The sequence below is a fragment of the Stenotrophomonas sp. P5_B8 genome (assembly GCF_054049855.1).
Map to the genome: position 1 here is coordinate 1 of NZ_JBFULO010000094.1, position 11,484 is coordinate 11,484.

General features: G+C 68.3%; 11 protein-coding genes. 7 read left to right on the forward strand and 4 right to left on the reverse strand.

The window, feature by feature from the left end; genetic code table 11:
• Window positions 1-400, reverse strand: a 400-nt coding sequence (locus tag ACXJKH_RS07610; RefSeq protein ID WP_457318972.1) for an aminotransferase class V-fold PLP-dependent enzyme, incomplete at its 3' end; no start/stop codon positions are given.
• A 282-nt stretch (window positions 401-682) separates the two neighbouring features.
• Window positions 683-1,483, reverse strand: a complete 801-nt coding sequence (locus ACXJKH_RS07615) for an FHA domain-containing protein (protein WP_256774497.1) — start codon at window positions 1,481-1,483, stop codon at window positions 683-685.
• Between the two features lie 120 nt (window positions 1,484-1,603).
• On the opposite strand from ACXJKH_RS07615, the gene ACXJKH_RS07620 reads away from it, so the two are divergent.
• The 3 genes from ACXJKH_RS07620 (at window position 1,604) to ACXJKH_RS07630 (ending at window position 3,770) form a co-directional block, all read left to right on the forward strand.
• On the forward strand, window positions 1,604-1,879 hold the full coding sequence (locus tag ACXJKH_RS07620; RefSeq protein ID WP_457318973.1) for a polyhydroxyalkanoic acid system family protein: 276 nt from the start codon (window positions 1,604-1,606) through the stop codon (window positions 1,877-1,879).
• An 87-nt stretch (window positions 1,880-1,966) separates the two neighbouring features.
• Window positions 1,967-2,467 carry a phasin family protein gene (locus ACXJKH_RS07625; protein WP_256774499.1) on the forward strand — a complete coding sequence of 167 codons (501 nt, stop codon included), beginning with the start codon at window positions 1,967-1,969 and terminating at the stop codon, window positions 2,465-2,467.
• Window positions 2,468-2,738: 271 nt separating this feature from the next.
• Window positions 2,739-3,770 (forward strand): restriction endonuclease, encoded by a 1,032-nt coding sequence (locus ACXJKH_RS07630; protein ID WP_457318974.1) that lies wholly within the window; start codon window positions 2,739-2,741, stop codon window positions 3,768-3,770.
• Between the two features lie 68 nt (window positions 3,771-3,838).
• Here the strand turns inward: ACXJKH_RS07630 and hutC are convergent, their stop codons facing one another.
• Window positions 3,839-4,567, reverse strand: coding sequence for a histidine utilization repressor (gene hutC, locus ACXJKH_RS07635; protein WP_256774501.1), 729 nt, complete (start codon window positions 4,565-4,567; stop codon window positions 3,839-3,841).
• Window positions 4,568-4,597: 30 nt separating this feature from the next.
• A complete protein-coding gene (locus ACXJKH_RS07640; protein ID WP_457318975.1) occupies window positions 4,598-5,989 on the reverse strand; it encodes a formimidoylglutamate deiminase in 1,392 nt (463 codons plus the stop codon).
• Window positions 5,990-6,052: 63 nt separating this feature from the next.
• Here ACXJKH_RS07640 and hutI point away from each other — a divergent pair, with 63 nt between their 5' ends.
• Genes hutI through hutU form a run of 4 tightly spaced genes read left to right on the forward strand, consistent with a single transcriptional unit; the run spans window position 6,053 to window position 11,332 of the window.
• Window positions 6,053-7,252, forward strand: coding sequence for an imidazolonepropionase (gene hutI, locus ACXJKH_RS07645; RefSeq protein ID WP_457318976.1), 1,200 nt, complete (start codon window positions 6,053-6,055; stop codon window positions 7,250-7,252).
• 23 nt (window positions 7,253-7,275) lie between these two features.
• The gene (gene hutH, locus ACXJKH_RS07650; protein WP_457318977.1) at window positions 7,276-8,817 is read left to right on the forward strand and encodes a histidine ammonia-lyase; all 1,542 of its coding nucleotides are present in this window, start codon (window positions 7,276-7,278) and stop codon (window positions 8,815-8,817) included.
• A complete protein-coding gene (hutG, locus tag ACXJKH_RS07655) occupies window positions 8,814-9,668 on the forward strand; it encodes an N-formylglutamate deformylase (RefSeq protein ID WP_457318978.1) in 855 nt (284 codons plus the stop codon). Before hutH ends, hutG begins: the two co-directional genes overlap by 4 nt.
• A complete protein-coding gene (gene hutU, locus ACXJKH_RS07660) occupies window positions 9,665-11,332 on the forward strand; it encodes a urocanate hydratase (RefSeq protein ID WP_457318979.1) in 1,668 nt (555 codons plus the stop codon). The genes hutG and hutU overlap by 4 nt, the downstream gene beginning before the upstream one ends.
• Window positions 11,333-11,484 lie beyond the last annotated feature (152 nt).

The window sequence follows — 11,484 nt, forward strand, 5'->3', positions numbered from 1 at the left end:
CGCGCGCGGGGATGTCGTGGAAGCCGTTGGCTTCGCTGCTGGCGGCGATGTGGACGTTGACGTAGGGCTTGACCTGCTTGATCGCGGTCTTGCCCCAGTGCCCGGTGAGCACGTAGTCCACCGTCTGGCCGGGCTGGGCGAAGTTGAGCGCGAGCAGGGCCTGCTGGGTGGTGGCGCCACCGGCCAGGAACAGCACGGCGTAGTCATCGGGGATGCCGATCAGACGGCGCAGATCGGCGTCGGCCTGGGCGGCGACAGCCATGAACTCCGGGCCGCGGTGGCTCATTTCGACAATGGAGGCGCCAGCGCCATTCCATTCCAACATCTCTTCCTGCGCCTTGCGCAGGACCGATTCCGGCAGGGTTGCAGGGCCGGCACTGAAGTTGAACGCGCGCGTCATGTCACACCTATGGGGCAAGACCCCTAGTATGCCGCAGCGCACCAGGCTTGCGGCCTTGCAGCACAAGGCAAATTTGGTTGCAAACGAATCTATCCGACCACCTTCCGGTAGTGCCGCCCGCTGGCCGGCAACCCATGACCCATCACCACAAGTAGTGCCGGCCGCTGGCCGGCAACCCATGACCCCATCACCACGCGAGTAGTGCCGGCCGCTGGCCGGCAACCTCATGACCCCACGAGGACACGCGCCGAGCCGCCCAACAGCCGCCCTACCGCAGACGCGTCAACGTGCCCCGAACCACAGCAGGCCGCTGATGACGGCCGCCAACAGCAGCGAACTGGCCAGCAGCCACGGCCAGCGGCTCACGCGTCGCGGCTTGACCGGCACGGCGGTCGGTGCCGGCAGGTCGAGCAGGTCATCCTCGTCTTCGCTGACGATGCGCACGCGGCTGTCGTGCGGCACTTCCAGCACGAAGCGGTGCTGGGTATCGAACACCAGCTGGTCGCCCGGCAGCAGCCAGCAATGCCGCACCGCCACGCCGTTGACCCGGGTTGATTCACCCGCCCCAAGGTCACGCAGCAGCACGCGGTCGCCGTGCAGTTCCAGCCGCGCATGCTGCTCGGCGAAGGCCGGATCGTCGACGACGATGTCCGCGTCGGCGCTGCGGCCGATCAGGCGCGGGCGGTCCAGGGTGAAGCTGCGGCCGTGGTGCTGGCCTCCGAGTCCGCGTAGCAGGCGCTGCTCTTCGCTGCCGGCGTCGCTGCGCACGGGGGCCTGGTTGGCCGCCTCGCATTCGCCCTGGATGAGCATCTCCACGCCATCGGCGTAGACCGCATCACCGGCCCGCAGCATCGCCATGCGCCGCACCGGGCGCCCGTTGACGTGGATGCCACGGATGCCATTGGCCACCTGCAGCCACAGGCCGCGGTCGTCCAGGCAGAACTGGGCCAGCAACAGGTTGCCGACCGCGTCGTTGCTGAGGCGGACACTGCCCGAGGCGTGGCGCACGATGCGTTGCACCCCGGGCCGCAGGGGCTGGTCGGGCTGTTGGCGATGGGTGAAGTGAACTAGCAGGTTCTGCACGCGGCGAAAGCCTAGCAGGTTGCATGTCATCGAAGAAGAAGTGTGACGCAGACCTTGGAGTTGCGCGCAAGGATGCGCACAATGCACGCCCTTCCCCGCAGCCGCCCGCCAGGAGCCTTCATGTCCAACATCGATATCCGCCACGCCCACACCCTGCCCGCCGATGGCGCGCGCCAGGCGATCGAAGAGGTGGCCGCCAAGCTGTCCGAGCGCTTCGGGCTGCAGAGCAGCTGGGTGGGTGACGTGCTGAATTTCAACGGTTCCGGCGTGGACGGTGCGATCGAACTGCATCCGGGCGCCGTGCGGGTCACCGCCAAACTGGGCTTCCTGCTGTCGGCGATGAAGGGCATGGTGGAGAGCGAGATCCAGCGCGTGCTTCAGGAAAAGCTGGGCTGAACCCCGTCCGCCGCGCTGCGCCGGCCATCACACCGCGCAAAGCCGGCGCTGATTAGCATCCGGGGTGTCCATCAACAGGATCGCCCCATGACCGCACACGACGACTTCGACGACCGCGATACGCGCAGCCCCGGCGACAAGCCCTCGCTGCAGGAACAGGCCGAACGCTTCTCGCGCAAGCTGACCGGTTCGGCCCAGCAGGTGTGGCTGGCCGGGCTCGGCGCCTTTGGCCGTGCCCAGGCCGAAGGCAGCCGCTTCTTCGACAATCTGGTGAAGGAAGGCGAGACCATCGAGGCCCGCAACCGCGAAGAAGCTGGCGACGCGCCGCGCTGGCGCGACAACGTGGAAGAACACCTGGGCGAAGCGCGCGAAAAGGCCGCCGGTACCTGGGACAAGGTGGAGAAGGCCTTCGACGACCGTGTCCAGGGCGTGCTGAAGCGCCTGCACATCCCCACGGCCGAAGACGTGGCCGCGCTCAATGCGCGGATCGATGCGCTGAACGCGCGGGTCAACCGGGCCGAGTCGCGCAACAACTCCCCCAATGCCGACCCGGCTCCGGGCAGCCACCAGTCTCCGGGCGGCGCCTGACTGCCGCCCCACCCCGACTCCACCGAATGTTGCAAAGCAGCACCGCTTTGTTGACAATCGGAATCGACCCGCCAATCGCTGTTGCGCCGTTTGTTCCCTCCCCTCACGGCTATGGATTGGCGGGTTTTTTGTGCCCGATAGCCTGACAAACTGAGACGCCTGTCACCGGGTACGCACGCGGTGCCGCTGGACCTGCATTGATGACGTTCCGCAGACGCCCGCCAGCGCATATAAACTGTCTACGCACCCCCGCGTTCAACCTCAGCGCCTCATGTTCTCCTGGATTCTCGCGTTACTGTTGGCCCTCATCGTCTGGACGCTCTGCGCCGCCTGGTTCTGGCTGGTGAAGCGACGCCGCAAGGAGACCCGGCTGGGCCTCAATGCCCTGGCAGGCATGCACTGGCGTGACTTTTCCGAGATCGTGCGGCGTGCCATGCGCGAGCAGCGCGGCCTGCAGGACGTGCCCGGCGAAGTGGACGACAGCCGCGAACCGCGCAGCGATTTCCTGATGCAGGACGCCCAGCAGCAGCGCTGGCTGCTGTCGTGCAAGCACGGACGCGCGTACCGGATCGGCACGGCGGCGGTGAATGAGCTGGGCGCCGCCGCGCGGTTGGCTGGCGCCCGCGGCGGCATCCTGATCACCGAGGGCATGGTCGAGCGCGATGGCCGCAGTGCCGCCGAGAAGCAGGGTGTGGAAGTGCTGGACGGGCACCTGCTGTGGCCACTGCTGCAGCCCTACCTGCCCGGCGATATGGAATCGCAGGTCAAGACCGCCGCGCGCCGTGAGGCGATCCGCCGCATTTCGATTGCCGCACTGGGCTCGCTGACGCTGGGGCTGCTGGTTGGCATGGGCTACCTGACCTCGCGCATGGATCACGCCACGGTGGCCGAGACCGAGGCGCCCGCCCGTGCCGCTGGGGCCACGCCTGCCGCATCTGTGGCGGCGCAACCCGCGCTTTCGCCGGCTACGCCGGACCCCGCGCCCGCCACCGCGATCGCCGCTGCACCTGCCGCCGGCACCCCGGGCATCCTCGGCGACGACGCCGATCCGGACCCGGCCACGCTGGCGCGCTACCAGAAGGAACTGGCCCGCACCCTGACCACCCAGCCGGGCGTGCTCAGCGCGTTCTGGTTGACCCGGCAGACCCTGGCGGTGAACCGCAACGACGAGATCGACACGATCTGGCCGCGGGTCTGCACCGAAGTGAAGCGCTACCCGTCACTGCGCACGGTGCGCATCCAGCTCAACCCGCGCGTGGGCGTGGACGAGCCGGTGCGCTGGCGCCAGTGCGCCACGCTGTGAACCAGCACGGGTAGATCGGCCACTCGGAACCGCGCGCATGGCGGTCCCCGCAACGGCAGCGACAGCCGCTAGCGCCCGCCGGGCGCGAAGCGCGCCACCAGGTCCCAGGCATCGCCGAGGAACATCTGCCTCACACAGGTGATCGGCTGCTCGCCGCGCCAGGTCAGCCGGTCGATGACCAGGCAGGCGGTCCCCGGCTTGACCTCCAGCAACGCGGCGGCCGCCTCGTCGGCGCCCCAGGCACTGATGCGGTGCTGGGCGCGCGTCCAGGACACGTTCTGCAGCAGCCAGCTGCCCGGCGCGGTGGTGTCGAAATCCACGTCCAGCACTTCCGGCACGCAGACCGGGCTGATCAGACGGTGTTCCAGCGCGAACGGGCGACCGTCGGCGCGGTGCAGGCAGCGGATCGCCAGCAGCTTTTCGCCACCGGACAGGGCCATCTCTTCTTCAGCCTGCGCACGCGGCCGGCGATAGGCCCGCTCCAGCAGCTGGTAGCCATAGACATGCCCGCGCGCGGCCACGGCCATGGCGATATCGGGGATTTCCAGCGCCACCTGCTCCAGATGCGGCGGCTGCCGGGCCACGAAGGAACCGGCACGGCGACGGCGCTCGATCATGCCGCTTTCGGCCAGCGCGGTCAGCACCTTGTTCACGGTCATCCGCGAGCAGCCGTACTGCTCCATCAGCTCGTGCTCGTAGGGGATGCGGAACCCCGGCTGCCACTGGCCGCTGAGGATGCGGCTTTCCAGTTCGGCGCGGATGCGCTGGTTGAGGGTTTCTGCTTTCTTGCCCGTCACTCGGGAGTCCTGGAAGGGTGCGACCGGCACTCAGCCGGCCGACAACAACGTACGCAATGCATCGGCGAAACGAGCGGCCACTGCGTCACGCTGCAGGTGACGGCCCTGCTGGACCAGCTGGCGACCTTGGCGCCACACCGAACGCACCGCACCATTACGTGCGGCGAACACCCAGCTGTCAAGCAAGGCATCGCCGTCACGGGCGATCAGCGCCGGATGCGACGGATCCAGCTCCACCACGTCGGCCGGCGCGCCCGCCTGCAGCCCGCTGGCCACGCCCAGCGCCTGGCCGGCGCCGTGCAGCGACTGTTCGAACAACCAGCGGCCGCTGGACTGGCCATCGCCCGGGGCCAGCACGTTGCGCCCGCGTAGCTGCAGGCGCTGCCCATATTCGAGCAGGCGCAGTTCCTCGGCCGCATCGATCAGCACGTTGGAGTCCGAGCCAACCCCGAACCGGCCGCCGGCCCGCGCGAAGGCCTGCATCGGGAACAGACCGTCGCCGAGGTTGGCCTCGGTGATCGGGCACAGGCCCACGACCGCGCGGCTGGCCAGGATACGGCGCACTTCATCGTCATCCACATGGGTGGCATGCACCAGGCACCAGCGCGCATCCACGGCGGCATGTTCATACAGCCAGCGCACCGGCCGCAGCCCGCTCCACGCCACGCAGGCATCAACCTCGCGGGTCTGCTCGGCGATGTGGATGTGCACCGGGCCGGTGGTCAGCGGCAGCAGCGCCGCCAGCTCATCGCCGGTGACCGCGCGCAGGCTGTGCGGAGCGATGCCGAGCACCGCGTCGTCCATGCCTTGGAGTGCGCGGGCGCAGCCCTGCAGCAGCTCGGCAAAGCCGTCCACGTCGTGGATGAGGCGGCGCTGGGCCGGATTGGGCGGCGCGCCACCGAAATCGGCGTGCGCATAGAACACCGGCAACAGGGTCAGGCCGATGCCACTGCCCTGCGCGGCCGCAGCAATGCGCTCGGCCATTTCGGCACGGTTGGCATACGCGCTGCCGTCGGCGGCGTGATGCAGGTAGTGGAACTCGCCGACCCGGGTGAACCCGGATTCGAGCATCTCCACGTAGGCCTGCTCGGCGATGGCCTGCACCGCGTCGGGCTGCAGGTGCGCCAGGAAGCGATACATCAGCTCGCGCCAGCTCCAGAAGCTGTCACCGCTGTTGCCGCCGATTTCGGTCAGCCCGGCCATGCCGCGCTGGAAGGCATGGCTGTGCAGGTTGCCCAGCCCCGGCAACGCAATGGCCAGCGCGGTATCACCGGGTTGCGCCGGCACCCCGGCGCTGACCTCGGCCAGCGTGCCGTTGGCGCAGACGATGCGCACATCGCGGGCCCAGCCCTGCGGCAACAGCGCGTGGGCGGCGTGGAAAACGAGCGGCGGCGTCAGAGCGGAGACGGGGGTGGCTGGCATCACTGGACATCCCGGAAGTGGCGCCTATATTGTATAGACATATAAGCCGATGTGGTTGCTGCCATGCACTGTGACACCCTCTGGTACAACGCCCACCTGATCACCGTCGATGGCCCGGACTTGGGGATTATCCAGGACGGTGTCATCGCGGCCACCGATGGGCGCATCGTGCATGTGGGTGCAGCCGGTTCAGAGGCACACCTGCAACCGGGCCAGCGCATCGACGCTGGCGGGCGCTGGATCAGCCCTGGCCTGATCGACTGCCACACCCACCTGGTCTACGCCGGCAACCGCGCCGGCGAATTCGAACAGCGCCTGCAGGGGGTGAGCTATGCCGATATTGCCCGTGCCGGCGGTGGCATCGTGTCCACGGTGCGCGCCACCCGCGCGGCCAGCGAATCCGACTTGCTGGCCGCCAGCCTGCCACGACTGGACGCGATGCTCGCCGAAGGCATCACCACGATCGAAATCAAATCCGGCTACGGCCTGAGCCTGGACGATGAGACCAAGCAGTTGCGCGTGGCCCGGGAGCTCGGCCAGCGGCGTGCGGTCGAGATCGTGCCGACCTTCCTCGGCGCGCACGCGATTCCGCCGGGGCGCGAGGCGCAGGAGTACATCGACGAGGTCTGCAACGTCATGATTCCGGCGGTGGCCGCGCAGGGCCTGGCTGAAGCGGTGGACGTGTTCTGCGAAAACATCGCCTTCAGCACCGCACAAGCCGAGCAGGTCTTCGCGGCCGCGCAACAGCATGGACTGGCAATCAAGATCCACGCCGAGCAACTCAGCAACCAGCACGGCGCCGCCCTGGCTGCACGTCATGGGGCGCTGTCGGCCGACCATATCGAACACCTGGATGCCGACGGCATCGCCGCGATGGCCGCCGCCGGTACCGTGGCGGTACTGCTGCCAGGCGCGTTCTATTTCACCCGCGATACCACCCTGCCCCCGATTGCCGCACTGCGCGCCGCCGGGGTGCCGCTGGCGCTGGCCACCGATTCCAACCCGGGCACCTCGCCGCTGACCAGCCCGCTGCTGGCCATGAACATGGCCGCCACGCTGTTCCGCATGACCGTGGACGAGTGTATCGCCGGCTTCACCCGTGAAGCGGCGCGCGCACTGGGCCGCCATGAGCGCATCGGCCGGTTGGCGGTTGGCCTGGACTGCAATCTGGCCCTGTGGGACATCGAGGCACCTGCCGACCTGGTGTACCGCATGGGCTTCAACCCGCTGCACGCGCGCGTGATGCGCGGCGTATCCGTCTGACCCTTGTGATGTCTGGAGATTCCATGAGTACTACCCTGACCCTGCAGCCCGGCGCGGTGACGCTGGCGCATTGGCGCGCGATCTTCGACGGCGCGCGCGTGCGCCTGGACCCGTCTTCGGCTGCGGCGGTGCTGCGCAGCGCGCAGACCGTGGCCGATATCGTGGCCAAGGGCGACCCGGTCTATGGCATCAATACCGGATTCGGCAAGCTGGCCAGCGTGCGCATCGAGCGCGATGACCTGGAAACCCTGCAGCGCAATATCGTGCTCTCCCACGCCGCCGGCGTCGGTGAGCCAATGCCCACACCGGTGGTGCGGCTGATGATGGCGTTGAAGCTGACCAGCCTGGCCCAGGGAGCTTCCGGCATCCGCCCGCAGACGCTGGCACTGCTGGAAGCGTTCCTGCAGCACGGCATCGTGCCAGTGATCCCCTGCCAGGGCTCGGTCGGCGCCTCGGGCGACCTGGCGCCGCTGTCGCACCTGGCCAGCGTGATGATCGGCGTGGGCGAAGCGTTCTTGAACGGTGAGCGCCTTCCCGCCGCCGAAGCGCTGGCGCGCATCGGGCTGACCCCGCTGGTGCTGGGCGCCAAGGAAGGTCTGGCGCTGCTCAACGGCACCCAGTATTCCACCGCCTACGCACTGGCTGGGCTGTTTGCGATCACCACCGTGTTCCATGCCGCGCTGGTCACCGGCGCGCTGTCGGTCGAAGCGGCCAAGGGCTCGGACACCCCCTTTGATCCGCGCATCCACCAGATCCGCGGGCAGCGTGGACAGATCGCCACCGCCGCAACGCTGCGCACGCTGATGCAGGGTTCGGCCATCCGCGAATCGCACCGCGACAACGACGTGCGCGTGCAGGACCCGTACTGCCTGCGCTGTCAGCCGCAGGTGATGGGCGCGGCGTTCGACGTGATGCGCCAGGCCGCCACCACGCTGGCGATCGAAGCCAACGGCGTGTCCGACAACCCGCTGGTGTTCACCGACACCAACGAGGCACTGAGCGGTGGCAACTTCCACGCCGAGCCGGTGGCCTTCGCCGCGGACATGCTGGCGATGGCGATCTGCGAGATCGGCTCGATCAGCGAGCGCCGCACCGCGATGCTGGTCGACCCGGCACTGTCGGGCCTGCCCGCCTTCCTCACCCCGAAGCCAGGCTTGAACTCGGGCTTCATGATTCCGCAGGTGACCGCCGCCGCGCTGGTCTCGGAGAACAAGCAGCGCGCCTACCCGGCCAGCGTTGATTCGATCCCGACCTCGGCCAACCAGGAAGACCATGTATCGATGGCCGCACATGGCGCGCGTCGGCTGCTGGCGATGGCCGAGAACGCGGCCAACGTGGTCGGCATCGAACTGCTGGCTGCCGCGCAGGGCTGTGATTTCCACGCCCCGCTGCGTTCCAGCGACGCGCTGGAAACCGTGCGTGCGCGCCTGCGCGCGCAGGTGCCGACGCTGCAGGACGATCGCTATTTCCATCCGGACATGGTGGCCGCCACCACGCTGGTCCGCAGCGGCGCGGTGGCCGAAGGCCTGACGCACCTGCTGCCGCAGGTGGAGCCGCTGGCATGACCCTGCACCCGGAATGGTTGCAGGTGCACGAAGGCGAGGCGCCATTGATCGTCAGCTTTCCGCACACCGGCAGCGAGCTGCCGCACGACCTGATCGACCGTTACCACTCGCCGTGGCTGGCCCGGCGCGATACCGACTGGTGGGTGCACGATCTGTACGACTTCGCGCGCGGCATGGGCGCCACCACGGTGCGCTCGGCGATTTCGCGTTCGGTGATCGACCTCAACCGCGATCCCAGCGGCGTGTCGCTGTATCCCGGGCAGAACACCACCGGGCTGTGCCCGCTGACCACCTTCGACAACCAGCCGCTGTACCACGCGGGCATGGAACCGGACGAGGCGRAAATCGCGCGCCGTCGCGACACGTATTTTGCGCCCTACCACGATGTCCTGGCCGCGCAGATCGCGCGGCTGCGCCAGCGCCACGGCACCGTGGTGGTGTATGACGCACACTCGATCCGCTCACACATCCCGCACCTGTTCGACGGCGAACTGCCGCAGTTCAACCTGGGTACCGCCGGTCCGTCCGGTACCGTGGACACCTCCTGCGACAACACGCTCAGCGACGTGGTGGAGAACCTGTGCCGGATCAGTGGCCTGCCCCACGTGCGCAACGGGCGCTTCAAGGGTGGCTGGATCACCCGTCACTACAGCGGCATCCCCGCTGGCGTTCACAGCCTGCAGATGGAGCTGGCCTGCCGTGGCTACATGCACGAGCCGGCCCCGGACCAGGTGGACGAACACAGCTGGCCCACCCCGCTCGACCCCGACCACGCCGCACCGCTGCGCCACACCCTGGCGCAGGTGCTCAACGCCTGCCTTGCATTCGCTACGAACCGGAGCGCCGCATGACCCGCAACGACCCGACCCGCACCATCATCGCGCCCACCGGCACCACCCTCACCGCCAAGAGCTGGCTGACCGAAGCGCCGCTGCGCATGCTGATGAACAACCTGCACCCGGACGTGGCCGAACGCCCGCAGGAACTGGTGGTGTACGGCGGCATCGGCCGCGCCGCGCGCGACTGGGAGAGCTTCGATGCCATCGTGGAAACGCTCACGCGCCTGGACGACGACCAGACCCTGCTGGTGCAGTCGGGCAAACCGGTGGGCGTGTTCCGCACCCACGTGGATGCGCCGCGTGTGCTGATCGCCAATTCCAACCTGGTGCCGCGCTGGGCCAACTGGGACCACTTCAACGAGCTCGATAAAAAGGGTCTGGCGATGTATGGCCAGATGACCGCCGGCAGCTGGATCTACATCGGTGCGCAGGGCATCGTGCAGGGTACCTACGAGACCTTCGTGGAGATGGGCCGCCAGCATTACAACGGCAGCCTGGCCGGCAAGTGGCTGTTCACCGGTGGGCTGGGCGGCATGGGCGGCGCGCAGCCGCTGGCTGCGGTGATGGCCGGTGCCTCGTGTCTTGCGGTGGAATGCCGCAAAAGCAGCATCGAAATGCGCCTGCGGACCGGCTACCTGGACACCTGGACCGACGACCTGGATGAGGCGCTGCGCCTGATCGAGGAATCGTGCACCGCCAAGAAGCCGCTCTCGGTGGGCCTGCTCGGCAATGTCGCCGACGTGCTGGACGAGCTGCTGGTACGCGGGGTCAAGCCGGACCTGCTGACCGACCAGACCTCAGCGCACGACCCGGTCAACGGCTACCTGCCGCAGGGCTGGACCGTGGAGGAATGGGACGACAAGCGAGTGTCGGCACCGAAGGGGGTGGAGAAGGCCGCGCGCGAATCGATGGCCAACCACATCCGCGCCATGCTCGCCTTCCACGCGTTGGGCGTACCCACCGTGGACTACGGCAACAACCTGCGCCAGATGGCGCTGGAAGRAGGCGTGGAAGACGCGTTCGATTTCCCCGGCTTCGTGCCCGCCTACATCCGCCCGCTGTTCTGCCGGGGCATCGGCCCGTTCCGCTGGGTGGCGCTCAGCGGCGATCCGGAGGACATCGCCAAGACCGATGCCAAGGTCAAGGAGCTGATTCCGGACAACCCGCACCTGCACCGCTGGCTGGACATGGCCGCCGAGAAGATCAAGTTCCAGGGCCTGCCCGCGCGCATCTGCTGGGTTGGCCTGGGCGACCGTGACCGGCTCGGCCTGGCCTTCAACGAGATGGTGGCCAGCGGCGAACTGAAGGCACCGGTGGTGATCGGCCGCGATCATCTGGACAGCGGTAGCGTGGCCTCGCCCAATCGCGAAACCGAAGCCATGCAGGATGGTTCGGACGCGGTCTCCGACTGGCCGTTGCTCAACGCCCTGCTCAATACCGCCAGCGGCGCCACCTGGGTGTCACTGCACCATGGCGGTGGCGTGGGCATGGGCTTCTCGCAGCATGCMGGCATGGTGATCGTCTGCGACGGCACCGAAGCGGCCGCCAAGCGCATCGCGCGCGTGCTGTGGAACGACCCGGCCACGGGCGTGATGCGGCATGCCGATGCCGGGTATGAGATCGCGGTGGAATGCGCGAAAGAAAAGGGGCTGGATCTGCCGGGGATTCTGGGCTGATCGAGCGGCGTTCCGACCAACGTCGTGACCTGCCGGGGATCGCGGCGTAGCTGCGCCGTGGGTGGTTGCGCTTTGATCGGGCATTGCGTGCAGCCACCCGTGGGGTGGCTCTACCTGGCGGGACCTCCCCCGGTAGAGCCACCCCATGGGTG

Coding starts and splice junctions, on each gene's coding strand:
- ACXJKH_RS07620 (WP_457318973.1), top strand. CDS start 1,604: ATGTCCAACATCGATATCCGCCACGCCCACACCCTGCCCGCCGATGGC.
- ACXJKH_RS07625 (WP_256774499.1), top strand. CDS start 1,967: ATGACCGCACACGACGACTTCGACGACCGCGATACGCGCAGCCCCGGC.
- ACXJKH_RS07630 (WP_457318974.1), top strand. CDS start 2,739: ATGTTCTCCTGGATTCTCGCGTTACTGTTGGCCCTCATCGTCTGGACG.
- ACXJKH_RS07640 (WP_457318975.1), bottom strand. CDS start 5,989: ATGCCAGCCACCCCCGTCTCCGCTCTGACGCCGCCGCTCGTTTTCCAC.
- hutI (WP_457318976.1), top strand. CDS start 6,053: ATGCACTGTGACACCCTCTGGTACAACGCCCACCTGATCACCGTCGAT.
- hutH (WP_457318977.1), top strand. CDS start 7,276: ATGAGTACTACCCTGACCCTGCAGCCCGGCGCGGTGACGCTGGCGCAT.